The organism is Microcella indica (genome assembly GCF_013414345.1).
Classification (GTDB): Bacteria; Actinomycetota; Actinomycetes; order Actinomycetales; family Microbacteriaceae; genus Microcella; species Microcella indica.
In genome coordinates this window covers 2264423-2289208 of sequence record NZ_CP058670.1, presented here as the reverse complement: position 1 = coordinate 2289208, position 24786 = coordinate 2264423, and the positions used below count along the sequence as shown (strand labels likewise).

The window sequence follows — 24786 nt, the reverse complement described above, 5'->3', positions numbered from 1 at the left end:
CTACGCGCCGAAGAAGCGCTGCAAGCGCTGGATGCCCTCGAGCAGGTCGGCGTCGCCGAGCGCGTAGCTGAAGCGCAGGTACCCGCTCGGGCCGAAGGCCTCGCCAGGCACCGCCGCGACCTCGGCCTTCTCGAGAATCAGCCCGGCGAGCTCGAGCGAGGTCGTCGGCGTCACGCCGTGCCACTCGCGGCCGAGCAGCCCCGTGACGTCGGGGTAGACGTAGAAGGCTCCGGTCGGCGTGGGGGTGAGCATCCCGTCGATCGCGTTGAGCTCGGCGACGGCGAGGCGGCGGCGACGGTCGAAGGCCTCGCGCATGGACGCGACCGCGTCCTGCGGGCCCGTGAGGGCGGCGAGGGCCGCGCGCTGCGAGACGTTCGCGACGTTGCTCGACAGGTGCGACTGCAGGTTCGCCGCGGCCGCGATGACGTCTTTCGGCCCGACCATCCAGCCCACGCGCCAGCCCGTCATCGCGTACGTCTTCGCGACGCCGTTGACGAGGATGCACTGCTCGGCCAGCTCGGGAACAGCCTCGACGATCGACACCGCGCGTGCGCCGTCGTAGGTGAGGGCCTGGTAGATCTCGTCGGTGATGACCCAGATGCCGTGGGCGAGGGCCCACTCGCCGATGGCCCGTGTCTGCTCGGGGCTGTAGACGGCGCCCGTCGGGTTGGAGGGGCTCACGAACAGCAGCGCCTTGGTGCGCGGGGTGCGCGCGGCCTCGAGCTGCTCGACCGTGACCAAGTACTCCTGGTCGCTGCCGGCGAAGACCTCGACCGGTGTTCCGCCCGCCAGGCGCACGACCTCGGGGTACGTCGTCCAGTACGGTGCGGGCAGCAGCACTTCGTCGCCGTCGTCCACGATGGTCTGGAAGGCCTCGTACACGGCCTGCTTGCCGCCGTTCGTGACGATGACCTGACTCGCGGGCACCTCGAGGCCCGAGTCGCGCAGCGTTTTCTCGGCGATCGCCTCGCGCAGCTCGGGGAGCCCGGCGGCCGGCGTGTATCGGTGGTTCTTGGGGTCACGCGCCGCCTCGACGGCGGCCTCGACGATGTGGTCGGGCGTCGCGAAGTCGGGCTCGCCCGCCGCGAAGCTGATGACGGGGCGCCCGGCGGCCTTGAGGGCCTTGGCCTGGGCGTCCACCTTGAGGGTGGCCGATTCGCTGATGGCGGCGATGCGGTGGGCGATGCGTCGAGAGTCGCTGGTCACGCTGCGCAGTCTACCGATCTCGTGCAGAGCGGCTTCGGGATGCTCGGCTCGCGCGCAGGGCATCCCGTCAGGTTGGCGGCCTCGCCCGAGTCGCCTACACTGGGGCACGGTGGTTGATCTCCGCCATGCTTTGGCATGCCCGCGGGTCAGCGCCGCACCGCAGAGGGCGGTGGCTCAATTGGTAGAGCAGCGGTCTCCAAAACCGCAGGTTGCAGGTTCGAGTCCTGTCCGCCCTGCACAGTCGCCGAGCTCGGCGCATCCGTTCGCGACGCGGGACGAGATGTGCCGGGTGCGGCGGTGAGCACCACCCCCAGTTCAGTACCCGAGCGACGAAGGTAGAGCATCACGTGAGCAATGTGATCGACGAGCCCGGCGGCGAGGATGTCGTCGCCAAGGCGAAGCGGGAACGCGCCGAGAAGCGCGGACCGTTCAGTCGTTTCGCGCTGTTCATCCGCCAGGTGCTCAACGAGCTCAGCAAGGTCGTCACGCCGACGCGCCGCGAGCTCATCACCTACACGCTCGTCGTGCTCGTCTTCGTGATCATCATGATGGCGATCGTGTCGGGCCTCGACATCGTGTTCGGGTCTCTCGTGAACTTCCTGTTCGGTACGGGAAACCTGGGCGCCGGCGGCTGAGTCCGCCTCACCGAGCATGTTCGACAACCGTGCACGTTCGACAGCAGTGCCCGTTCGACAGCACAAGGAAAGAAGAAGCAGTGTCTGAGAAATTGCCGCGCGACATCGATCTCGCGACCGCCGCCGAGCAGTCCTCCGAGGAGGACGAGGCGCAGGAGGGCAACGTGCTCGACTCTCAGCAGCACGCCTCCGACCCGGCTGAGCACAACGCGATGCACGTCGTCGACGATGAGAACCGCGAGCCCGACCTCGACGGTCTTCTCGACGCCCTCGACATGGCGGCCGACCCGGAGGCGGACGCGGTCGTCGAGGACGCCCTCGACATCGACTCCGCTCAGGAGGCGGACGCCGCGGCCGAGGCGACCCACGACGAGTCCGACGAGGACGCCGCTGCCGCCGACGCCGACGCTGAGGCCGATGCCGAGGCTGAGGAGGCAGAGGTCGACCCCTACGAGGAGTTCAAGCTCGAGCTGCGCATGAAGCCGGGCAAGTGGTACGTCGTGCACTCCTACGCGGGCTTCGAGAAGCGCGTCAAGCAGAACATCGAGAACCGCAAGATCTCGATGAACATGGAGGAGAGCATCTACGAGGTGCAGGTCCCCATGGAGGACGTCGTCGAGATCAAGAACGGGCAGCGCAAGCTCGTCAACCGCGTGCGCATCCCCAGCTACGTGCTCGTGCGCATGGACCTCAACGAGGACAGCTGGTCGGTCGTGCGTCACACGCCCGGCGTGACCGGGTTCGTCGGCAACGCCCACAACCCCACGCCGTTGCGCTTCGACGAGGCGTTCCAGATGCTCAAGTCGACCGTGCAGGTCGTCGAGGCGCCCGCCAAGACCGGCGGCGCGAAGGGCGGCGGCGTCGCGGCACGCGTCATCCCCGCCGAGATCGACTTCGAGGTCGGCGAGACCATCACGATCAAGGAGGGCTCGTTCGCGGGCCTTCCCGGCACGATCAACGAGATCAAGCCCGAGAGCGGCAAGCTCACGGTGCTCGTCTCGCTCTTCGAGCGCGAGACCCCGGTCGAGCTGTCGTTCGACCAGGTCACCAAGCTCTGACCCTGTACCCCGAGTCGAGCGGCACGCTCTAGACTCATCAGTTGACCGCGGCGCGCACAGGGCGCGCAGGCGGGAGCGCGGCACTCTCACCGGGTGCCGCACGACACGAAGGAAGAAAATATGGCACCGAAGAAGAAGGTCTCGGGTCTGATCAAGCTGCAGATCCAGGCCGGCGCCGCCAACCCCGCCCCGCCCATCGGGCCCGCGCTGGGTCAGCACGGCGTCAACATCATGGAGTTCTGCAAGGCCTACAACGCGGCCACCGAGTCGCAGCGCGGCAACGTCATCCCGGTCGAGATCACCGTGTACGAGGACCGCTCGTTCACGTTCATCCTCAAGACCCCGCCGGCCGCAGAGCTCATCAAGAAGGCCGCCGGCGTGCAGAAGGGTTCGGGAACCCCGCACACCGTCAAGGTCGCCTCGATCACGCGCGAGCAGGTTCGCGCGATCGCCGAGCAGAAGCAGTCCGACCTCAACGCCAACGACCTCGACGCCGCGGAGAAGATCATTGCCGGCACGGCGCGGTCCATGGGCATCACGGTCGACAAGTAAGCGACCTCACACACCTTCATTCAGCGGGAGAGCCTGCCAGGCTCGTCAACCGCGTTCTTCCCCACTAGGAGACACAACATGGCACAGAAGTCCAAGGCCTACCGGGCCGCGGCCGAGAAGATCGAGCCGGGCAAGTTCTACACCCCTGACGAGGCCGTCGCGGTCGCCCGCGAGACGGGCTCCAAGAAGATGGACTCGACCGTCGAGGTCGCGCTCAAGCTCGGCGTCGATCCGCGCAAGGCCGACCAGATGGTGCGCGGCACCGTCAACCTGCCGCACGGCACGGGCAAGACCGCCCGCGTCATCGTGTTCGCGACCGGCCCCGCGGCCGAGGCCGCGATCGCGGCGGGAGCCGACGAGGTCGGCGGCGCCGAGCTCATCGAGAAGGTCGCCGGCGGCTACACCTCGTTCGACTCCGCGGTCTCGACCCCGGAGCTCATGGGCCAGGTCGGTCGACTCGGCAAGGTGCTGGGCCCGCGCGGCCTCATGCCCAACCCGAAGACCGGCACCGTGACGCCCGACCCCGCGAAGGCCGTGACCGACATCAAGGGTGGCAAGATCGAGTTCCGCGTCGACAAGCACGCGAACGTGCACTTCATCGTCGGCAAGACCGGCTTCACGCAGGAGCAGCTCTCGGAGAACATCCACGCGGCGCTCGACGAGGTCGTGCGGCTCAAGCCGTCGAGCTCGAAGGGCCGCTACGTGCAGAAGGCCACCGTCTCGACGACCTTCGGCCCGGGCATCCCGCTCGACGTCAACGTCTTCTAGGCGCGTCGTCTTCTCGGCGCACCGCGCACCGCATCACCACGATGGCCCCGCTTCGGCGGGGCCATCGTCGTCTGCGCACGGGGCCAGCACGGGATGCTCGTGGCCGGGCGGCAGAATAGGGGCATGACTGCGCGCATCCGGCCCGCGAGCGCGACGGAGGCCTCGGCTCTGCACGAGCTCGCCGCCCTCACGTTCCCGCTCGCCTGCCCGCCCTCGACGACCGAGGCCTCGAAGGCGGCGTTCATCGCCGAGCACTTGAGCGCGGCGGCGTTCGACCGCTACCTGGCCGATCCCGCACGCGAGGTGGTCGTCGCCGACGATGCCGGGCAGCTTGTCGGCTATGCGATGCTCGTGCACGGCGAACCGGCCGACCCTGATGTCGCGCAGGCGGTGCGCTCGCGGCCGACGGCCGAGCTCAGCAAGCTCTACGTGCACCCCCTGCACCACGGGGGCGGGGTCGCGTCGGCGCTCGTCGCAGCGGTCGTCGACGCCGCGTCGCGGCACCATGCCGCGAGCGTGTGGCTCGGGGTCAACCAGCACAACGCCCGCGCGAACCGCTTCTACGCCAAGAGCGGGTTCGAGACGGTGGGCAGCAAGAGGTTCCTCGTCGGCGACACCTATGAGGACGACTGGGTGCGCGAGCGGGCGCTCTGACCGGCGCCTCCTGCGCAGCGCTCACTGCGCAGTCGCCTACCGCGCAGCGCTCACTGATCTGGCGAGACCTCGAGCACGATCTTGCCGCGAGTGTGACCCTCCTCCAGCAGCCGGTGGGCCTCCGCGGCCTCGCTCAGCGGCAGCACGTGGTCGAGGTGCACCCGAAGGTCGCCCGACTCGAACAGCCGTGAGAGCACCGCGAGGGTCGCCCCGCTCGGCGAGACCTTGTAGCCGGTCGCCCGCACGCCAGCCCCGAGCGCGTCCTCGCGCATGGTCGGCCAGCTGCCGCTGGGCGCGTTGACGAGGAGCCCGCCTGGTCGCAGGACGCTGAGCGAGCGCGTGCCCGTGTCGTCGTGCACATTGCCGATGAGGTCGATGACGACGTCCGCGTCGTGGACATGGTCCTCGAAGCGCGCCGAGGTGTAGTCGATCACTTGCGAGGCGCCGAGCTCGCGCAGCCAGCCCTGGTTGCGGGCAGAGCCCGTGGTGGTGACATGGGCCCCGAAGTACGCGGCGAGCTGCACGGCGAAGTGCCCGACGCCTCCGGCGCCGGCGTGAATGAGCATCCGCTGCCCCTCGTGAGCGCGCGCCACATCGACGACCATGCCCCATGCGGTGAGCGCTGCGAGCGGCACGCCGGCCGCCTCGGTGAAGCTCAGCGAGGCGGGCTTGGGGCACACGGAGGCCTCCGGCAGTACCGCGTACTCGGCGTAGGTGCCGTCGAAGCGCGGCACCATCGACATGCCGTAGACCTCGCGGCCCACGGCGAGCGGGTGCGCCTCGTACGGCGACTCGACGACGACGCCTGCGACGTCGTAGCCAAGGATCACGGGGAAGGATCGCACGGCGCCCGCGACCCCGAGGCCTGCGCGGGTCTTCGCGTCGATCGGGTTCACGCCCGCCGCCATGACCTTCACGAGCACTTCGGCGTTCGCCCGCACGGGCGTCGCCACCTCGGCGGGGGAGAGCACCTCGGGGCCGCCCCATTCCGTGGCCACCATGGCCGTCATCGTCGTCATCGTCGGTCCCCTCCCGCAACGAGCATCAGTCAACCGCGCTTTCGGGTCGCGGATGTTTCCAGAGTGTCACGCGAGGGCAAACTCTCCCGGAATTGCGGGCCAGGAGGGCGACCGGGGTACAGAAAGTGAGCACCGGAGTCCCCCTTTCTGGGGACCGAATCACCCCCGGAGGGGGGACTGTGCTCGATGTTCGTTTAGCGCACACTCGTAGAGAAGGGGGACACCCCCGGTCCCCCACAGGGAGGACACGAGCACCCGGAGCTCACCTCCCTGCGACACCCACCCGACTCGACCCGAGAGGAACATCATGATCACCCTCCCCCTCCTCATGATCTCCGCACTCGTGGGCTTCTTCGCCCTCATGGCCGGCGTCGCCGGTACGGGCCGCAAGTCCCGTGGCGCGCACCGCGCCTGACGCACCGGCTCCCCGAGAGCTCCGCGTCTCCGCGCAGTACGACGAGCCCCGGCAGTCCCTTCCCCCAAGGACGGCCGGGGTTCTCGTCGTTGTCGGCGACAGCCCGCGAGCAGCACTGCGGGAGGAGCGGAGTGGCACCGCGCCGCGCACGCTTCAGGGCTGGCTCCGAGGAGGCTCATAGGTTCATGGGCAGTACTGGGAGCATGTCCTACGACGATCAGACCGAGTCGCCTCGTCTCACGCGTCCCGACGGCTCACCCGTCCGGGCGCTCGTCGTCGACGACGAGCCCTCCCTCGCCGACCTCGTCTCGATGGCGCTGCGGTACGAAGGGTGGGAGGTGCGCACCGCCCTCACCGGGCAGGAGGCGCTCGCGCACGGCCGCGAGTTCCGCCCCGACATCGTCGTGCTCGACATCATGCTGCCCGACCTCGACGGCCTCGAAGTGCTGCGCCGGCTGCGGGCGGACGGCAACAACGTTCCGGTGCTCTTCCTCACAGCGAAGGACGCCGTGGATGACCGCGTCGTCGGCCTCACCGCGGGTGGCGACGACTACGTCACGAAGCCGTTCAGCCTCGAGGAGCTCGTCGCGCGACTGCGCGGGCTCATCCGCCGAAGCGCGCTCGTGGTGAGCGAGCGGGCGGACCCCGAGATTCGCGTCGGCGACCTCGTGCTCAACGAGGAGAGCTACGAGGTGCGCCGCGGCGATACCGAGATCGAGCTCACCGCCACAGAGTTCGAGCTGCTGCGCTACCTCATGCGCAATCCCCGCCGCGTGCTCAGCAAGGCGCAGATCCTCGACCGGGTCTGGAGCTACGACTTCGGCGGTCGCTCGAGCATCGTCGAGATCTACATCTCCTACCTGCGCAAGAAGATCGACACCCTCGGCCCGGCGATGATCCACACCGTGCGCGGCGTGGGCTACCTCATCAAGCCGGTCGCGTGAGGGCCGGTCGTGTGAGGGCGGGGCTCTGAGGATGCGCGGCTGGTCCCTGCAGCAGCGGCTCGTCGCGGGCATCCTGGCTCTGCTCGCGGTCGCCACCCTCGGCATCGGCGTCGTGAGCACCTTCGCTCTGCGCACCTCCCTCATCGGCCAGCTCGACGACGAGCTGCGCACGACGACGCAGCGCGTCGCCGTCACCCTCGACGCGGGGCCGGGGGATCCGAGTCGCAGCCTGCTCGGCCCCGGGCTTCCGCTCGGCTCGCTCATCGCCGTCGTGTCGCCGCAGGGCCGTGTGACGGCCGCCTACCTCGATCTCGACGCCGAGGTGCGCGAGCTCTCTGCCCTCCAGCAGCGCGTCCTCGTGGGGGCCTCGATCGAGCAGCCGCGCACGATCCGGTTCCCCGGCGGGCTCGGCGAGTACCGCGTGCTCGGTGCTCCCGTCGGTCAGGGCTCGGCCGTCGTGGTCGGGCTGTCCACTCGTGAGGCGACCGTGACGACCGCGCGCCTCGGCGCGACGATCACGGCCATCCTCATCGGCACCCTCATCATCGCGGCGGCGCTCGGGCGCAGCGTCGCCCGCGTCGCGCTGCGTCCCCTCACCCGCATTCGCGAGACGGCGACGCGCGTGACCGCGCTGCCGCTCGACCGCGGCGCCGTCGCCCTCTCTGACCGGCTCGAGACGATCGACACCGATACGCGCACCGAGGTCGGGCAGCTGGGCGCCGCCTTCACGCGCATGATCGACCACGTGCAGTCGGCGCTGCTCGCCCGGGAGGCGAGCGAGGGCAAGGTGCGGCAGTTCGTGGCCGATGCGAGCCACGAGCTGCGCACCCCGCTCGCCGCCATCCGCGGGTACAGCGAGCTCACGCGGCGGGGCGGGCACGAGGTTCCGCCCGACGTTCGCCACGCGCTCGACCGCATCGAGTCGGAGTCGGTGCGCATGACCGAGCTCGTCGACGACCTCCTGCTGCTCGCGCGACTGGACGAGGGCCGCGCGTTGCGAACCGACCTCGTCGACCTCGGTCGCGTGATCGCGGATGCTCTCGCCGATGCCCGTGCGACGAGCGACGACCACCGCTGGAGCGTGGAGGTGCCCGACGAGCCCGTCATCGTCTCTGGTGACCAGGGGCGGCTGCACCAGGTCGTCGCGAACCTCCTCGCCAACGCCCGCGTGCACACGCCCGAGGGCACGTCGGTCGCGGCGTCGGTCGCCGCCGTCGAGGGCGAGGCGATCGTGCGCGTGGCCGACGACGGGCCGGGGATACCGGAGGAGGTGCAGCCGGTCCTCTTCGAGCGCTTCGCACGCGCCGACACCTCGCGCTCGCGGGCGACCGGCAGCACGGGGCTCGGGCTCGCGATCGTCGCGGCTGTCGTGGGCGCGCACGGGGGCAGCGTGTCGGTCGAGTCGCGCCCAGGCCGCACGGTCTTCACCGTGCGGCTGCCGCTCGCGCGCGACGAGTAGCCTCGAGGAGGGTCGTGACCGTCGGCCCGCAGAGGAGGTCGACCGTGATCATCGCCGTGACAGGATCCAGTGGCAAGCTCGGCGTCGGGGTCGTCGAGCACCTGCGCGAGCGCGGGCACACCGTCATCGGCATGGATGCCGTGGGCGCCCGCGGCGCGGACTTCGTGCAGGTCGACCTCGCCGACTACGGCCAGGTGGCGGATGCTCTCGCCGGGGTCGAGGGGCGCCACGACGGCGTGGACGCGCTCGTGCACCTCGCGGCGACACCCGCGCCGGGCATCCGGCCCGATACGGCACTTCTGCAGCAGAACATCACGATGACGATCGGCGTCGTGCAGGCGGCGCGACGCGTCGGGATCCGGCACATCGTGCACGCCTCGAGCGAGACCCTGCTCGGCCTGCCGCTCGAGGAACCGCCGCCCGCCGCCCCCATCGACGAGACCCAGACGGTGCGGCCGAACTACATGTACGCGGTCGGCAAGCACCTCGAGGAGGAGTTCGGGCGGGCGATCTGCCGGCTGGAGCCGGAGCTCGCCATGACCGGCCTGCGCTTCAGCAACGTCATGGCGCCCGAGGACTACGCCGAGTTCGAGACCTGGCAGGACGACCCGGCCGTGCGGCGCTGGAACCTGTGGGGCTACATCGACCGTCGCGACGGCGGTCACGCGGTCGAGCGCGCACTCCTCGCGCAGCAGCCCGGCTACAGCGCCTACATCATCGCCGCGGCAGACACCGTCATGCGGCGGGACAGCGCAGAGCTCATGGCGGCCGAGTTCCCCGACGTACCGGTGCACTCCGCCGTGAGCGGGCGCCAGACGCTCCTGTCGATCGACGCCGCCCGGCGCGACCTCGGCTACGCGCCGCAGCACAGCTGGCTCGACGGGGCCTAGGCGCCCCGTTCGTGCGAGGGCCCCGTCTGCGCCGTTTTGCGCGCGGGCCGTTCCGTGCCGTAGTCTGAGCCCTTGCCAGAGACCGCCGGTTGTCGACGGGCCCGTTCGCGGGCGAGTCGGCCGAAGGCTCGCAGTTCTTCCTCGTGAAGAGCGGCGGGGGCCCGCGCAGGTGTGAGGAAACTCTTGCCGTGCATCCCGTACCGGGATCACGAAGAAGCCCCGAGCGCCCGCGCTACGGGGCTTTCGTCATGTGTGCCGGGTGTTCTCTGGAGTCCGAACGTCAATGACTAGAGGAGCACCATGGCGAACAAGGAAGCAACGGTCGCCGAGCTGACGGAACTGTTCCGCAGCTCGAACGCCGTCCTGCTGACCGAGTACCGCGGTCTCACGGTGGCCCAGCTCAAGCAGCTGCGTGCCGCACTCCGTGAGGACGCGACCTATGCCGTGGTGAAGAACACGCTGACCAAGATTGCGGCCAACAACGCCGGCATCGACTCGTTCGATGACCTGCTCGAGGGTCCTTCTGCCATCGCCTTCGTCCACGGTGACACCGTGAACGTGGCGAAGGCCATGCGCGACTTCGCCAAGGCGAACCCCCTCCTCGTGGTGAAGGGCGGGTACTTCGACGGTAACCCGCTCAGCGCCGCCGAGGTGACCAAGCTCGCCGATCTCGAGAGCCGTGAGGTGGTGCTGGCCAAGCTGGCCGGTGCCGTCAAGGCCTCGCTGTTCGGTGCCGCGTACATGTTCAACGCTCCGCTGGCCCAGGCCGCGCGGGCAGTGGACGCGCTGCGGCAGAAGCAGGAGTCCGCGAGCTGAATCCAGCTTCGCGTTAGATCAGACCAGTAGCAGCACGTAAGAAGGAGAAATCATGGCAAAGATGTCGACTGACGACCTCATCGAGGCGTTCAAGGAGCTGTCGCTCATCGAGCTCAGCGAGTTCGTGAAGAAGTTCGAAGAGGTCTTCGAGGTGACCGCCGCGGCGCCCGTCGCCGTGGCCGCGGCCGGCCACGCCGGTGGCGGAGCCGCTGCCGAGGAGGTCGAGGAGAAGGACTCGTTCGACGTCGTTCTCGAGGCCGCCGGTGACAAGAAGATCCAGGTCATCAAGGAGGTGCGCGCCCTCACGAGCCTCGGTCTCGGCGAGGCGAAGGCGCTCGTCGACGGTGCTCCCGGTGTCGTGCTCGAGGGCGCGAACAAGGAGGCCGCCGAGAAGGCCAAGGCCCAGCTCGAAGAGGCCGGCGCCACCGTCACCCTCAAGTAGTCGCACTACCCGCAGCCTCGTGCTGCTCGCGAAGGCCCCGCCCGTCCGTCGACGGCGCGGGGCCTTCGTGCGTGGGGAGAGACCGTCGCGCGCTGCGGTACTCGTGCGCTACGCCGGGCGCGCGGGGCCCGTGCTCGACCGCACCGTGAGGCCAGTGGGCAGCAGCAGGTGCTCATCGGGCGCGTGGGCGTCGTGGTGGTCGATCTGCTCGAGCAGAAGCTCGACCGCGCGGCCGCCCTGCGCGCCGGGGCGCTGGGCGAGCGTCGTGATGCCGAGAGTCTCGGCGAGGGGGTGGTCGTCGATGCCGATGATCGAGAGGTCGTGCGGCACGCCGATGCCGAGCTGGCGGGCGGCCATCATGATGCCGACCGCGATCTCGTCGCACCCGGCGAAGATGGCGGTGGGTCGCGTGCGCGGATCGCCGAGCACCGCGAGCCCCGCGGCGTAGCCGCCGGAGATGGAGAACTCCGCTTCGCGGAAGTCGTCCCCGTCGCCCAGCCCGGCCTCCTCCATCGCGCGTCGGAAGCCCGAGTAGCGCTGACTGTGCACGCGGAAGTCCATCTGCTCGTCCTGGTCGCCGCCGACGTGGATGATGCGCTCGTGGCCCAGGCTGATGAGGTGCTCCGTCGCGAGGCGCGAGGTCTCCACGTCGTCGATCGACAGCGACGGGATGCCCGCCACGCGCCCTCCGATGGCGACGAGCGGCTTGCCGAGCGCCTGCAGCATCTCGACCTCGTGCGGGCTCAGGGCGATCGTGACGGCGATCACGGCGTCGACGCGCTTGCGCACGAGGAAGTAGTCGAACACGCGGCGCCGCAGATCGCGGTCGGTGCTCAGACGATAGAGAGTGAGGTCGTACCCGGCACGGATGAGCGCGGACTCGATGCCCTCGAGCACCTCCGCGAAATACCAGCGGTTGATGTACGGGATGACGACCCCGACGTTGCGCGTGCGGCCGGTCACGAGGCTCGCCGCCGTGCTCGAGACGACGTAGCCGAGCTCGGAGGCCGCTGCCTCGACCTTCCGGCGCGTGTCGATCGAGACGTATCCGCGACCGCTCAGAGCGCGCGACGCGGTGGACTTGGAGACGCCCGCGATGCGGGCAACATCAGCCAGGATGCTCATGCCTCGTCGTCCTCCGTTGGACCGGTGCGGTGGTGACCGCGAAGAAGGGGCGGCCTGCTGGGGTAGCCCGCTGAGGGGCCAGTGTAGCCCGATTCCCGGACTCTATGGAACCGGTGCCAGGAATCCACCGCATGTTTGCTCGCTCACGGCCGGATCTCGCACCTGGGAGCGGGCCTACAGTCGCGCAACGGATCGGTAACGAGCCGGAATCTCGCGCTTGCAGTGCGCGCGAACGTGACGTACCGTAGCGTCTGGAACCGGTTCCCGACGGAGTGCCTTCCGCGCCCCGATGGCGGGTATCGAGTTTCGCTCTTGCACCACCAACACCACACCCGGCGCCTCGGGTCTCGATGCGCCGACCGACCTCAATGAGGAGGAAACACATGAGTTCCACTCTCCGGCGCAGGGTTCTTGCGCCAGCCGCAGCAGTCGGCGCCCTCAGCCTCGTTCTCGCAGGCTGCGCCGCCGACACCGACGAGCCCGGAGCGGGCGGCGACGTCGACTGCTCCGCGTACGAGCAGTACGGCACCTTCGACGGCGAGAGCGTCGAGGTCTACGCGACGATCGTCGAGGTCGAAGCCGATGACCTGGTGACCAGCTGGTCCGACTTCGAGGACTGCACGGGCATCACGATCGACTACGTGGGCACGCAGGAGGCGGAGACGCAGATCAACGTGCGCGCCGCCGCTGGTGACGCTCCCGACCTCATGATCATCCCGCAGCCCGGTCTTCTCCAGCGCCTCATCGCCGACGGCTACGTCGTCGCCGCTCCCTCGAGCGTCGAGGACAACGTCGACGAGTTCTGGAGCGAGTCCTGGAAGGGCTACGGCACGATCGACGGCACCTTCTACGCCGCGCCGCTCATGGCGAGCGTCAAGGGCTACATCTGGTACTCGCCGGCCGACTTCGAGGAGAACGGCTACGAGATTCCCACCACGTGGGACGAGATGATGGCGCTCACCGACCAGATGACCGAGCGCAACGAGGGCGCCTACCGCCCCTGGTGCGTCGGCTTCGGCTCCGGTGACGCGACCGGCTGGCCCGGCACCGACTGGGTCGAGGACGCCGTGCTGCGCTCGGCTGGCCCCGAGGCGTACGACGCCTGGGTCGCGGGAGAGCTCGAGTTCAGCTCGCCCGAGATCACCGAGGCCATCGAGATGGTCGGCGACATCCTCCTCAACCCGGAGTACGTCAACGGCGGCTTCGGCGGCGTCGAGTCGATCGTCTCGACGACCTTCAACGACGGCGGCCTGCCCATCCTCGATGGCAACTGCTCGATGCACCACCAGGCTTCGTTCTACGAGGCGCAGTGGGGCGACGGCGTGACGGTGGCTCCGGATGGCGACATCTGGGCCTTCATCACCCCGCCGATGAGCGCCGATGACGGCCCCGCCGTCACCGGTGGTGGCGAGTTCGTCGCCGCGTTCAACGACCGCGAGGCGACGGGTGCTGTGCAGACCTACCTCGCGAGCGACACGTGGGCGAACAACCGCGTCGCGCTCGGCGGTGTCATCTCGGCCAACCAGGGCCTCGACGCGAGCCTCGCCGGCTCGCAGCTCGGCGTCCAGTCGATCGAGATCCTGCAGAACCCGGACACGGTGTTCCGCTTCGACGCCTCTGACCTCATGCCCGCCGAAGTCGGTACCAGCTCCTTCTGGACCGGCATGGTGGACTGGGTGAGCGGCACGGTCTCGACCGACGAGCTGACGTCGTTTATCGACAGCACCTTCCCCTGAGTAGTTCTCTCTCATGACTGAACTGCACTGAATGACAGCGGGCCCGCCGAGCACTCCTGTTCGGCGGGCCCGACTGTCGGGTAGCGTGGGTCGAGTCAGATAAACCAATGGAGGTTTCATCGCATGGCGGATTTCCTGTCCGACTTCGCTGAGAAGTTCGGACTCATGTTCCTCGGCCTCGCCGCGTTCGCCGTGGTGGTCGGCGTCCTTCTCTTCTTGGCAGATCGGGCCCCCAAGCGGGGTCGAGACGTTCTGCAGCTCCTCATCTTCCTTCTCCCCGCGGGCATCCTGCTCACCGTGGGCCTCATCTACCCCGCGGTCAACACGACAGTGCTGTCGTTCTTCAACCGCAACTCGCAGGAATTCGTCGGCTTCGACAACTTCGTCTGGATGTTCACCCAGCCGTCGATTCAGATCACCCTCATCAACACCCTCATCTGGGTGGCGCTGGTGCCGACGCTCTCGACGATCTTCGGCCTCGCCTACGCGGTCTTCATCGACAAGTCGAAGGGTGAGAAGGTCCTGAAGTCGCTCGTCTTCATGCCCATGGCGATCTCGTTCGTCGGCGCCGGCATCATCTGGCGCTTCATGTACGAGTACCGCGCGGAAGGGTTCAGCGAGCAGATCGGTGTGCTCAACCAGATCATCGTCTGGGTCGGCGGCGAACCGCAGCAGTTCCTGCAGAACTCGCCATGGAACACCTTCTTCCTCATCATCGTCATGGTGTGGATCCAGACCGGTTTCGCCATGGTGCTGCTCTCGGCGGCGATCAAGGGAGTCCCGGTCGAGATCATCGAAGCGTCCCGGCTCGACGGCGCCAACCCGTGGCAGACGTTCTGGAACGTCACGGTTCCCGGCATCCGCAGCACGCTCGTCGTCGTCGTCACCACCATCTCCATCGCCACGCTGAAGGTCTTCGACATCGTGCGAGCGATGACGGGCGGCAACTTCGACACCTCCGTCGTCGCGAACGAGATGTACACGCAGGCGTTCAACCGTGGTGAGTTCGGGCAGGGTTCGGCTCTCGCCGTCGTGCTCTTCGTGATGGTTCTGCCCATCGTCGTCTACAACGTGCGCATCATGCGCAAGCAGAAGGAGATCCGATGAGCACGAGCAGCGGAACCAACGCGGGCACGAGCACGGACAAGGTGCAGAAGGCCGAGACCAAGCTCGACAAGCCGCTCGGCCAGAGGAACAAGGCGACGGGGGGCGGCAAGGCGAAGCGGGTCAAGCAGCGCCTCACCTCGCGCTGGGCGACCTTCGCGGCCATCGTCATCGCCGTCGTGTGGACGATCCCGACCTTCGGCCTGCTCGTCTCCTCGATCCGAACGCCGGAGGAGATCCGCACGACCGGCTGGTGGAACATCTTCGTGAGCCCGAGCTTCACGCTCGAGAACTACGCGGAAGTGCTCACCGTCTCCGGCGCATCCTCGGCGAACCTCGGGCAGTACTTCGTGAACTCGCTCGTCATCGCGATTCCCGCGGCGCTCTTCCCCATCGCCCTCGCGACGATGGCCGCGTACGCCTTCGCGTGGATCAAGTTCAAGGGTTCCGGAGCGCTGTTCGTGCTCGTGTTCGCCCTCCAGATCGTGCCGTTGCAGATGGCCCTCGTACCGCTGCTGCAGATCTTCAGCGGTGTGCTCGGCATCAGCGGCACCTTCCCCGCGGTGTGGATCGCGCACACCATCTTCGGGCTCCCGTTGTGCATCTTCCTGCTGCACAACTTCATCTCCGAGATTCCCGGGGAGGTCGTCGAGGCGGCCCGTGTCGACGGTGCGAACCACACGCAGATCTTCTTCCGCGTGATCATCCCGCTGTCGCTCCCGGCTCTCGCGTCGATCGGCATCTTCCAGTTCCTGTGGGTCTGGAACGATCTGCTCGTCGCCCTCGTGTTCTCGGGCGGCACAGCAGACGTCGCGCCCCTGACGCAACGGTTGGCCGAGCTCGTCGGAAACTTCGGGCGCAACACCGAGCGCCTGCCGGCGGCGGCGTTCATCTCGTTGATCATTCCGCTCATCGTGTTCTTCAGCCTGCAGCGCTACTTCGTGCGCGGCCTGCTGGCGGGCTCGACGAAGGGGTAGCGGCACTCTCCACACGGGAATCCCCGGTGGCTGCGCCTAGGCTCGATGCATGAGCATGGGAGGCGGCCACCGGGGATCACGTGTCTCGGGCGGGGACGCCGAGGCTCAGCGGGCCGAGAACGCTGCTGCCCCGCGCATCCCGAATCTGCTCCCGCGCATCGCGCAGCTGTTCCGGCCTCATCGCGCCCGCCTCGCGCTCACGATCGCTCTCGTCCTCGTGTCGGCCGGTCTCAGCGTGCTGCCGCCGCTCCTCACGCAGCAGGCCTTCGACCGAGGGCTCTTCCCGCCCGAGGGCGGCCCGAACATCCCCGTGCTGATTCAGCTCGTGAGCCTCATGCTGCTGCTCTGGATGCTCAGCGCGGGTCTCGGCATCGCCCAGACCTTCCTCACCGCCACCGTGGGCAACGCCGTCATGGCGCAGTTGCGCGTGCGGCTCTTCGCGCACCTGCAGAGCATGGAGCTCGGCTTCTTCACCCGCACCAAGACCGGCGCCATCCAGTCGCGCCTGCAGAACGACGTCGGGGGCGTCGCGGGCGTGCTCAACAACACCGTCTCGAGCGTCATCGGCAACACGGTCACCGTCATCGCGGCCTTCATCGCCATGCTCATCCTCAGCTGGCAGCTCACGGTCGTCGCGGTGATCCTGCTGCCCCTCCTCGTGATCGCGCAGCGGCGCGTCGGCCAGGTGCGCGCGCGCATCGCCGGCAAGACCCAGGAGTCGCTGAGCGACATGTCGGCGATCACGCAGGAGTCGCTGAGCGTCTCGGGCATCCTGCTCGCGAAGAGCTTCTTCGGCCAGGCGGGCGAGATCGAGCGCTACCGCAGCGAGAACGAGGTGCAGCGCCGCCTGCAGGTGCAGCTGCAGATGAGCGGCCAGTGGTTCTTCGCGATCGTCAACGTCTTCCTCTCCGTCATCCCCGCCGTCATCTACCTCGTCGCCGCCTTCCTCATCCAGGCGGATGTCGCGGTGACGGCGGGCACGATCGTCGCCTTCACGACGGTGCAGGCGCGCCTCACCTTCCCGCTGCTGGGCCTCATGCGCGTCGCGCTCGACCTGCAGACGTCTGCGGCGCTCTTCGCGCGCATCTTCGAGTACCTCGACCTGCGGCCCGCGATCACGGAGTCGCCGGATGCGCGCGACGTGGACCCCGCGCGCGTGGGCAGCGTCGCGTTCCGCGACGTCGTGTTCCGCTACCCCGATGCGGGCGACGAGACGACCGCGACCCTCGACGGGGTGTCGTTCACCGTCGAGCCCGGGCAGTTCGTGGCCTTCGTCGGGCCGTCCGGCGCGGGCAAGACGACGATCTCGTACCTCGTGCCGCGACTGCACGAGGCCTCGAGCGGCGTCGTCGAGTTCGCGGGCACCGACGTGCGCGAGCTGCGCCAGGAGTCGCTCATCGGGTCGGTCGGCATTGTGAGTCAGGAGACTTACCTCTTTCACGCGTCGATCGCCGAGAACCTCCGGTATGCGAAGCCCGACGCGAGCGACGAGGAGCTCGAGGCAGCCTGCCGTGCCGCGAACATCCACGCGACGATCGAGAGCTTTCCCGACGGCTACGCGACCGTCGTCGGCGAGCGCGGATACCGGCTCTCCGGCGGGGAGAAGCAGCGCGTCGCGATCGCGCGCGTGCTGCTCAAAGACCCCCCGGTGCTCATCCTCGACGAGGCGACGAGCGCGCTCGACTCGGTCTCGGAGCGCGTCGTGCAGCGGGCGCTCGACTCGGCGACGCGCGGGCGCACGACGATCACGATCGCGCACCGGCTGTCGACGGTGAGCACTGCCGACACCATTCACGTGGTCGATCGAGGGCGCATCGTCGAAAGCGGCACGCACGGCGAGCTCGTCGCGCGCGGAGGCGTGTACGCGCGTCTCGTCGCCGAGCAGTCGACCGACTTTGTCGCGGCCGAGGACCACTGAGGAGTTATTGGCGCTCGGCGAGCAGCTCGCGCATGTAGTCGATCTCCTGCGATTGCAACTGCACCATGCCGTTCGCGAGGTTCGTCACGAACGGCATGTCGGTGCGTGCGAGCACGGCCTCCGCCATCGCGACGCCGCCGAGGTGGTGCTCCGTCATGAGCTCGAGGAAGAGGCGCTCGGCCTCGACGCCGATGAGGCTCGACAGCAGCTGCAGATCATCCGGAGTGGCCATGCCGGGCATTGCACCGCCGAGGGCGTCTGAACTTGAGCCATTTGTCATGTCCATCCCGGTGTGGTCGCGACCCTGCTCGTCGCTGTTGAGTGCGGGCATCGACATCCATTCCATCGCAGGACCGCTCGAGGTTTGTGGCAGACCCCACATCGTCAACCACGCAAACATCTGACCCTGCTGTTGAGTCTGACCAATCGCGATGTCGAGCGCGAGCAGGCGGATCTCGGGGTCGTCAGTGCGCTCGCGAATGATGAGGGACATCTCGACAGCCTGGCCGTGGTGCACCTGCATGTCGCGCGCGAAACCCGCCTCGGCGCTCGACTCTTCAGGCGTTTGGGCCGCGGCTGGCGCATTGGCCCGCCCGACCAGCACGCCGACAACGATTGCGACAAGCACGAGCAGCGTGCCGATGACCAGCAGACGCGTTCGGCTGAGCGTCAGAGACGCTTCGGCTGCGTCGGGTTTTCTGTCACCCATTACGACACCTTCCCGGGTCCGTCCAGCGCTTGGCTGCAGAGCGCTCCGGGCTCTGGGGCCGACTGAGCGAGTCGATACTTGATGATGAAGTCAGCAAGCCGCGGGTCGTCGACGCCGTCGAGTGCGATCTGGTAGCCCCAGGCGCTCGCGTATACCGGAGCGTCGAGGCCGTCGAAGGGCGACACGATCATGTACGTGCTCGGCACTGAGGCGCGCAACTGGCCAATCTCGTCCTCGCTGAGCTGCGCGGGGTCGTAGGTGATCCACACGGCACCGTGCTCGAGCGAGTGCACGGCGTTCTCGTTCGGGAGGGGCTCCGCGTAGATGCCGCAGTTGAGCCAGGTCGGGTTGTGGGGACCGCCCGCAGGGGGAGTCTGCTCGTAATCGACGGCAGACTCCACATGGACCGCCTCGAGAGCTTCGATCTCCTGCACGCCCTCGACCTCGATCGTCGAAGGATCGACGGGAGGCGTCGCCGAGGTGATGACGACGGCGATGATGAGACTGAGCACGCCCGCGCCGGCGGCGATCGAGCCGAGGACGGTGACGCGGTTGCGCACCTTCTCCGCCTGCTGCTTCTTCTTTAGGACCGCCACCTTCTCGGCACGGCGCTTCTCGCGCTGCTGCTTGATCGTGAGGTTCTCGTCGTCGGACACGGTTTCGCTCCCGGAGGCTTCGTGAGGGACTGTGGCGAGACGCGCACAGAGTCTTCATTATCGCAGACGAATCGTATGCGGCCACTGAGAGGGCCTACCGGCGCTGATAGCGTGAACGCACCATGAAGTACGCGCAGACGGTCATCGACCTCATCGGCGACACGCCCCTCGTCAAGCTCAACCACGTCACCGAGGGCATCGCCGCGACGGTGCTCGCCAAGATCGAGTACCTCAACCCGGGCGGGTCGTCCAAGGACCGCATCGCGACGCGCATCATCGACGCGGCCGAGCGCGACGGACTGCTGAAGCCCGGCGGCACGATCGTCGAGCCGACGAGCGGCAACACGGGCGTGGGTCTCGCGCTCGTCGCCCAGCAGCGCGGCTACCGCTGCGTCTTCGTGCTGCCGGACAAGGTCGGCGAGGACAAGCGCAACGTGCTCACCGCCTACGGCGCCGAGATCGTCGTGACGCCGACCGCCGTCGCACCAGACGACCCCGAGTCGTACTACTCGGTGAGCGATCGCCTGGCGGCCGAGATTCCGGGCGCCTTCAAGCCCAACCAGTACGCGAACCCCAACGGCCCGCTCTCGCACTACGAGACGACGGGCCCGGAGATCTGGCGAGACACCGAGGGCCGGGTGACCCACTTCGTGGCGGGAGTGGGCACGGGCGGCACGATCACGGGCGCCGGCCGCTACCTGCGCGAGATCAGCGACGAGACCCCCATGGGCCGCGTGCAGATCGTGGGCGCCGACCCGGTCGGCAGCGTCTACTCGGGCGGCGACGGTCGCCCGTACCTCGTCGAAGGCGTGGGTGAGGACTTCTGGCCGGGCGCCTACGACCCGAGCGTCGTCGACCGCGTCGTGGCCGTGAGCGACCAGGAGTCCTTCGACATGACGCTGCGCCTCGCGCGCGAGGAGGGTCTGCTCGTCGGCGGCTCGTGCGGCATGGCGGTCGTCGCGGCCCTCGAGGTGGCGCGCGAGCTCGGCCCCGACGACGTCGTCGTCGTCCTCCTCCCCGATGGCGGCCGCGGCTACCTGGGCAAGATCTTCAACGAGGGCTGGATGCGCCGCCACGGCTTCGCTCCGGCCACGGGCTCGCCGACCGTCGCCGACCTGCTCGGCGAGCAGCGCCGCCCGCTCGCGCACGTGCGTCGCGAGCACACCGTAGGCGAGGCGATCGCCGCGCTGGATTCGTCGGCGGGCGCGCTGCCCGTCGTCGCGGCGGAGCCGCCGCTCGTGCTCGGCGAGGTGCTCGGTGCGGTCTCCGCCTCCGGTCTGCTGAAGGCGCTCGCCTCGGGCGAGGTCACGGCGTCCGACCCGGTGACGGCCGCGATGGGGCCCGGCCTGCCCTTCGTAGGCGCGCACGAGTCCCTCGAGGCGGCGGCCGAGCGCTTTGCCGCGCGCGGCGCGGGCGGCCGCGTGCCCGACACCCTTCTCGTGCTCGAGGGCGGCAACCCCGTGGGGCTGCTCTCGCGCCACGACCTGCTCGCCGCGCTCGCCGGCTGAGCCGCGAGCATCCTCGCCCCTCTTCGCGCCCCACCGTCTGGAGAACCATGACCGACCACACCGACCACGGCTTCGCCACGCGCGCCATCCACGCGGGGCAGGACTTCGACCCGACGACGGGCGCGATCATTCCGCCCGTGTACTTCACGTCGACGTTCGTGCAGGAGGGCATCGGCCGACTGCGCGGCGGCTACGAGTACGCGCGCGGTGGCAACCCCACGCGGGATGCCCTGCAGGAGCAGCTCGCCGCGCTCGAGGGCGCCGCCCACGCCGTGAGCTTCGCCTCGGGCCTCGCCGCCGAGGACGCCCTGCTGCGCGCCGTGCTGCGCCCCGGTGATCACGTGCTCATGGGCAACGACGTGTACGGCGGCACGCACCGCCTCGTGCGGCGCATCTTCGGCGACTGGGGCATCGGCCTCACGACGATGGCGCTGTCGGACCCCGACGCGGTGCGGGCGGCGCTAGCCGACCTGAGCCCGCGGGTGCTCTGGCTCGAGACGCCGAGCAACCCCATGATGACGGTGACCGACATCGCCCAGCTCGCTGAGATCGGCCATGCTGCTGGAGCCCTCGTGGTCGTCGACAACACGTTCGCGACGCCGTACCTGCAGCAGCCTCTCGCGCTCGGAGCCGATGTCGTCGTGCACTCGACGACGAAGTACCTGGGCGGCCACTCGGACGTGCTCGGCGGCGCGATCGTGACCTCCGACCCCGAGCTCGCGCAGAAGGTGCAGTTCCAGCAGTTCGCGGCGGGCGCCGTCTCCGGCCCCATGGACGCGTGGCTCACCTCGCGCGGCATCAAGACCCTCGCGGTACGCATGGAGCGCCACAGCGCGAACGCGCAGGCCATCGCCGAGGCGATCGAGGGTCAAGCGGCGGTCGCGCGCGTGCACTACCCGGGCCTGCCCTCGCACCCCGACCACGCTCTCGCCGCGCGGCAGATGCGCCTGTTCGGCGGGATGCTCTCGCTCGAGCTCGCCGGTGGAGGAGCGGCCGCGCGCGCCTTCGCCGAAGGCACCCGGCTGTTCCAGTTGGCGGAGTCGCTCGGCGGCGTCGAGTCGCTCATGAACTACCCGAGCGAGATGACGCATGCGTCGGTGCGCGGTACCGAGCTCGAGGTGCCCGACTCGATCGTGCGCCTCTCGGTGGGCATCGAGGAGGCCGACGACCTCGTGGCCGACGTGCTGCAGGCCCTCGCGCGCGTCTAGCCGAGCATCCGGCACCTCGTCCCCGTCGAGTGGGCACGCACCGAGCGGCATAATGGGGGCGGAACCCGTGTGACCGTACACATTCCCCGCCCGAACGGACGCTGATGACCACCGAGACCGACCGGCCCGCGGAGCCGGAGCGCGTGCGCGCTCCGAACATCCGCGACGTGGCGCGGGTCGCGGGCGTCTCGTACCAGACCGTCTCGCGCGTGCTCAACGACAGCCCGAGCATCCGGCCCGAGACCCTGCAACGGGTGCGCGCCGCCCCCGCCAGTAGGCTGGAACCATGACTGACGGCTCCCCCGACTACCGCGACTCTGGCCTCGAGTTCCCCGCCGACTTCGTCTTCGGGTCGGCGACGGCGAGCTATCAGATCGAGGGCGCGGCGCACGAGGACGGCCGCGGCCCGTCGATCTGGGACACCTTCAGCCACACGCCGGGCAAGATCGTCAACGGCGACACCGGCGACGTCGCCGATGACCACTACCACCGCGTCGAGAGCGATCTCGACCTCATGGCCGAGCTCGGTCTCGAGTCGTACCGCTTCTCGATCGCGTGGCCGCGCGTCCAGGCCGAGGGCACGGGTGCGCCGAACGACAAGGGGCTCGCGTTCTACGGCCGTCTCGTCGACGGGCTGCTCGAGCGGGGAATCCGCCCCATCGCGACCCTCTACCACTGGGATCTGCCGCAGGCGCTCGAAGACCTGGGGGGCTGGACGAACCGTGACACGGCGTACCGCTTCGCCGACTACGCCCACCACGTGGGCGAGGCGCTCGGCGACCGGGTGGCGATGTGGACGACGCTCAACGAGCCGTGGTGCAGCGCCTACCTCGGCTACGGCTCCGGCGTGCACGCCCCCGGTGTCACGAGCGGGCGGGCGGCGCTCACCGCAGTGCACCACCTGAACCTCGCGCACGGCCTCGGCCTCACCGCCCTGCGCTCGAGCGTGACGCGCCCCGACACGGAGTACTCGGCGACGCTCAACATCCATATGATTCGCGGGGCAGACGACGCCGACGTTGATTCGCAGTCGGAGGCCGTGCGCCGCATTGATGCGCTTGCCAACCGGGCCTTCACCGGGCCGATGCTGCTCGGCGCCTACCCGCAAGATCTGCTCGACGACACCGCGAACGTGACCGACTGGCAGTTCGTGCGCCCCGGCGACCTGGAGCTCATTAACCAACCGATCGACGTGCTCGGTGTCAACTACTACTCGACCGTCACGGTGAAGATGTGGGACGGCCACGCGCCGCGCAGCAACGCCGATGGGCACGGGGTGTCGACAGGCTCGGCCTGGCCCGGGTCAGAGAACGTCGAGTTCGTGCAGCAGGCTGGCCCCTACACGGCCATGGGGTGGAACATCGCGCCCGACGGCTTCGAGCAGTTGCTCATCGACCTGCACCAGCAGTTCCCGGAGCTACCGCTTATGATCACCGAGAACGGGGCAGCTTTCGACGGTGATGAGGTCGTCGACGGGCGCGTGCACGACCCCGAGCGGGTCGACTATCTGCGTCGGCACTTTACGGCGGCTCACCGGGCGATGCAGCGCGGTGTCGACCTGCGTGGGTACCAGGTGTGGAGCCTGCTCGACAACTTCGAGTGGGCCTACGGCTACACCAAGCGGTTCGGCATCGTGCACGTGGACTACGAGACTCAGCAGCGCACCCTCAAGGACAGCGCGCACTGGTACCGCGAGCTCATCAGCTCGCGCCGTATCCCGCAGTGACGACGGTCGTCCACCCGGGCGACTCGCTCAGCGGGCGCCAGCGGGCCGTGTACGTCCTCATCCTCGGCGCTCTGACCGCGCTCGGGCCGTTCACGATCGACCTGTACCTGCCGGCCTTCCCGCAGATCGAGGGCGACCTCGACGTGTCGACGGCTGCTGTGCAGCTGACCCTCACCGCGACGACGCTCGGCTTCGCGCTCGGCCAGCTGCTCGTGGGCCCGTGGAGCGACAAAGTGGGGCGGCGACTGCCGCTCATCCTCGCGACCTCCGTGCACGTGCTCGCGAGCATCGGCGTCGCCTTCTCGCCCGACATCTCCTGGCTGCTCGCGTTCCGCGTGCTGCAGGGCTTCGGGGCTGCCGCCGGCGGCGTCGTCGCGATGGCCACCGTGCGCGACCTCTTCGGGGGCTACCCTCTCGTGCGGATGCTCTCGCGTCTTGCTCTCGTCACGGGCATCGCGCCGATCGCTGCACCGGTGATCGGCTCGCAGCTGCTGCTCGTCATGCCCTGGCGCGGCATGTTCGGGGTGCTCGCCGCCTACGGCGTCATCATCATGGTGCTCGCCGCGCTCTTCATCGTCGAGACCCTGCCGCCCGCCCGGCGCGTGGAGAAGGGCCACTCCACTCTCGGAGAGCGCTACCGCTCGCTCTTCACCGACCGCATCTTCGTGGGTGTCGCGATCATCGGCGGCATGACCTTCGCCGGCCTCTTCGCCTACCTCTCGGCGTCGTCCTTCCTCTTCCAGGATGTCTACGGGCTCGACCCGCAGGGCTACGGCCTGCTCTTCGCCGCCAACTCCATCGGCGTTGTCATCGGAGTGCAGGTGAGCTCGCGCCTCGCGAAGTATTTCGGTCCCGCGTGGATTCTCGCCGGGTCGACCGCGGTGCTGCTGGGCAGCGCCATCGCGATCGTCGTGCTCGAGCTCGCGGGGGCGGGTCTGCTCGGCACGGTCATCCCCCTCTGGCTCTTCATCACCGCCTGCGGATTCGGTTTCCCGTGCGTGCAGGTGCTGGCGCTCACCAACCACGGAAAGGAGGCGGGCACGGCGGCCTCGGTGCTCGGCGCCATGAACTTCGGGCTCGCCGGCATCATCTCGCCCATCGTCGGGCTCTTCGGCATCGCCGACGCCGTGCCGATGGGCACCGTCATGGCGATCACGGCCGCCGTCGCCATGGCAAGCCTGTGGTTCATCGTGCGACCGCGCACCGTGCCGGCACTCAGCCGCTGACGAACCTCTGAGTCGCGGACCCTTCTCTGAGGCGA

23 protein-coding genes, 1 tRNA gene and 1 pseudogene are annotated in these 24786 nt (G+C 68.9%); 20 read left to right on the top strand and 5 right to left on the bottom strand.

The window, feature by feature from the left end; genetic code table 11:
* Positions 1 to 1206, bottom strand: coding sequence for a pyridoxal phosphate-dependent aminotransferase (locus tag HUJ41_RS11105; protein ID WP_246299222.1), 1206 nt, complete (start codon positions 1204 to 1206; stop codon positions 1 to 3).
* 163 nt (positions 1207 to 1369) lie between these two features.
* On the opposite strand from HUJ41_RS11105, the gene HUJ41_RS11100 reads away from it, so the two are divergent.
* The 6 genes from HUJ41_RS11100 to HUJ41_RS11075 all read left to right on the top strand — a co-directional run bounded on the left by HUJ41_RS11100 (position 1370) and on the right by HUJ41_RS11075 (position 4873).
* A tRNA-Trp gene (locus tag HUJ41_RS11100) sits at positions 1370 to 1442 on the top strand.
* Positions 1443 to 1553: 111 nt separating this feature from the next.
* Positions 1554 to 1841, top strand: a complete 288-nt coding sequence (secE, locus tag HUJ41_RS11095) for a preprotein translocase subunit SecE (RefSeq protein ID WP_179872606.1) — start codon at positions 1554 to 1556, stop codon at positions 1839 to 1841.
* 80 nt (positions 1842 to 1921) lie between these two features.
* On the top strand, positions 1922 to 2899 hold the full coding sequence (gene nusG / locus HUJ41_RS11090; RefSeq protein ID WP_179872605.1) for a transcription termination/antitermination protein NusG: 978 nt from the start codon (positions 1922 to 1924) through the stop codon (positions 2897 to 2899).
* A 120-nt stretch (positions 2900 to 3019) separates the two neighbouring features.
* A complete protein-coding gene (rplK, locus tag HUJ41_RS11085) occupies positions 3020 to 3451 on the top strand; it encodes a 50S ribosomal protein L11 (protein ID WP_152583609.1) in 432 nt (143 codons plus the stop codon).
* Between the two features lie 78 nt (positions 3452 to 3529).
* On the top strand, positions 3530 to 4219 hold the full coding sequence (gene rplA / locus HUJ41_RS11080) for a 50S ribosomal protein L1 (RefSeq protein ID WP_179872604.1): 690 nt from the start codon (positions 3530 to 3532) through the stop codon (positions 4217 to 4219).
* A gap of 123 nt (positions 4220 to 4342) precedes the next feature.
* Positions 4343 to 4873 carry a GNAT family N-acetyltransferase gene (locus HUJ41_RS11075; protein ID WP_179872603.1) on the top strand — a complete coding sequence of 177 codons (531 nt, stop codon included), beginning with the start codon at positions 4343 to 4345 and terminating at the stop codon, positions 4871 to 4873.
* Between the two features lie 50 nt (positions 4874 to 4923).
* On the opposite strand, the gene HUJ41_RS11070 is transcribed toward HUJ41_RS11075, so the two are convergent.
* Positions 4924 to 5892 (bottom strand): NADP-dependent oxidoreductase, encoded by a 969-nt coding sequence (locus tag HUJ41_RS11070; RefSeq protein WP_431356467.1) that lies wholly within the window; start codon positions 5890 to 5892, stop codon positions 4924 to 4926.
* 618 nt (positions 5893 to 6510) lie between these two features.
* On the opposite strand from HUJ41_RS11070, the gene HUJ41_RS11065 reads away from it, so the two are divergent.
* From HUJ41_RS11065 to rplL, 5 genes are all read left to right on the top strand, one after another.
* Entirely contained in the window at positions 6511 to 7251 is a 741-nt protein-coding gene (locus HUJ41_RS11065; protein WP_179872602.1) for a response regulator transcription factor, read from the top strand.
* A gap of 31 nt (positions 7252 to 7282) precedes the next feature.
* On the top strand, positions 7283 to 8710 hold the full coding sequence (locus HUJ41_RS11060) for a sensor histidine kinase (RefSeq protein WP_179872601.1): 1428 nt from the start codon (positions 7283 to 7285) through the stop codon (positions 8708 to 8710).
* Positions 8711 to 8754: 44 nt separating this feature from the next.
* Complete coding sequence (locus HUJ41_RS11055) at positions 8755 to 9600, top strand: NAD-dependent epimerase/dehydratase family protein (protein WP_179873999.1); 846 nt, start codon at positions 8755 to 8757, stop codon at positions 9598 to 9600.
* A 300-nt stretch (positions 9601 to 9900) separates the two neighbouring features.
* The gene (rplJ, locus tag HUJ41_RS11050) at positions 9901 to 10416 is read left to right on the top strand and encodes a 50S ribosomal protein L10 (RefSeq protein ID WP_179872600.1); all 516 of its coding nucleotides are present in this window, start codon (positions 9901 to 9903) and stop codon (positions 10414 to 10416) included.
* Positions 10417 to 10468: 52 nt separating this feature from the next.
* Entirely contained in the window at positions 10469 to 10858 is a 390-nt protein-coding gene (gene rplL, locus HUJ41_RS11045) for a 50S ribosomal protein L7/L12 (RefSeq protein WP_179872599.1), read from the top strand.
* 108 nt (positions 10859 to 10966) lie between these two features.
* Here rplL and HUJ41_RS11040 read toward each other — a convergent pair whose 3' ends face one another.
* The gene (locus tag HUJ41_RS11040) at positions 10967 to 11983 is read right to left on the bottom strand and encodes a LacI family DNA-binding transcriptional regulator (protein ID WP_179872598.1); all 1017 of its coding nucleotides are present in this window, start codon (positions 11981 to 11983) and stop codon (positions 10967 to 10969) included.
* A gap of 383 nt (positions 11984 to 12366) precedes the next feature.
* On the opposite strand from HUJ41_RS11040, the gene HUJ41_RS11035 reads away from it, so the two are divergent.
* The 4 genes from HUJ41_RS11035 (at position 12367) to HUJ41_RS11020 (ending at position 17718) form a co-directional block, all read left to right on the top strand.
* Positions 12367 to 13719, top strand: a complete 1353-nt coding sequence (locus HUJ41_RS11035; RefSeq protein ID WP_179872597.1) for an ABC transporter substrate-binding protein — start codon at positions 12367 to 12369, stop codon at positions 13717 to 13719.
* Positions 13720 to 13842: 123 nt separating this feature from the next.
* Entirely contained in the window at positions 13843 to 14826 is a 984-nt protein-coding gene (locus HUJ41_RS11030; protein WP_179872596.1) for a carbohydrate ABC transporter permease, read from the top strand.
* Positions 14823 to 15800: a carbohydrate ABC transporter permease gene (locus HUJ41_RS11025; RefSeq protein WP_179872595.1), complete on the top strand. Its 978-nt coding sequence runs from the start codon at positions 14823 to 14825 to the stop codon at positions 15798 to 15800. Before HUJ41_RS11030 ends, HUJ41_RS11025 begins: the two co-directional genes overlap by 4 nt.
* Before the next feature lie 55 nt (positions 15801 to 15855).
* The gene (locus tag HUJ41_RS11020; RefSeq protein WP_179873998.1) at positions 15856 to 17718 is read left to right on the top strand and encodes an ABC transporter ATP-binding protein; all 1863 of its coding nucleotides are present in this window, start codon (positions 15856 to 15858) and stop codon (positions 17716 to 17718) included.
* A 4-nt stretch (positions 17719 to 17722) separates the two neighbouring features.
* Here HUJ41_RS11020 and HUJ41_RS11015 read toward each other — a convergent pair whose 3' ends face one another.
* Complete coding sequence (locus tag HUJ41_RS11015) at positions 17723 to 18427, bottom strand: DUF305 domain-containing protein (protein ID WP_179872594.1); 705 nt, start codon at positions 18425 to 18427, stop codon at positions 17723 to 17725.
* Positions 18427 to 19083 carry a thioredoxin-like domain-containing protein gene (locus HUJ41_RS11010; RefSeq protein WP_179872593.1) on the bottom strand — a complete coding sequence of 219 codons (657 nt, stop codon included), beginning with the start codon at positions 19081 to 19083 and terminating at the stop codon, positions 18427 to 18429. Before HUJ41_RS11010 ends, HUJ41_RS11015 begins: the two co-directional genes overlap by 1 nt.
* A 122-nt stretch (positions 19084 to 19205) precedes the next feature.
* Between HUJ41_RS11010 and HUJ41_RS11005 the strand changes: the two genes are divergently transcribed.
* The 5 genes and pseudogenes from HUJ41_RS11005 to HUJ41_RS10985 all read left to right on the top strand — a co-directional run bounded on the left by HUJ41_RS11005 (position 19206) and on the right by HUJ41_RS10985 (position 24751).
* Positions 19206 to 20591 (top strand): cystathionine beta-synthase, encoded by a 1386-nt coding sequence (locus HUJ41_RS11005; RefSeq protein WP_179872592.1) that lies wholly within the window; start codon positions 19206 to 19208, stop codon positions 20589 to 20591.
* A 47-nt stretch (positions 20592 to 20638) separates the two neighbouring features.
* A complete protein-coding gene (locus HUJ41_RS11000; protein WP_179872591.1) occupies positions 20639 to 21799 on the top strand; it encodes a cystathionine gamma-synthase in 1161 nt (386 codons plus the stop codon).
* A 104-nt stretch (positions 21800 to 21903) separates the two neighbouring features.
* Positions 21904 to 22071: pseudogene (locus tag HUJ41_RS10995) on the top strand (LacI family DNA-binding transcriptional regulator); the annotation flags it as partial.
* Positions 22072 to 22085: 14 nt separating this feature from the next.
* Positions 22086 to 23525, top strand: coding sequence for a GH1 family beta-glucosidase (locus HUJ41_RS10990; protein ID WP_179872590.1), 1440 nt, complete (start codon positions 22086 to 22088; stop codon positions 23523 to 23525).
* Positions 23522 to 24751 (top strand): multidrug effflux MFS transporter, encoded by a 1230-nt coding sequence (locus HUJ41_RS10985; RefSeq protein WP_179872589.1) that lies wholly within the window; start codon positions 23522 to 23524, stop codon positions 24749 to 24751. Before HUJ41_RS10990 ends, HUJ41_RS10985 begins: the two co-directional genes overlap by 4 nt.
* Positions 24752 to 24786: the final 35 nt, after the last annotated feature.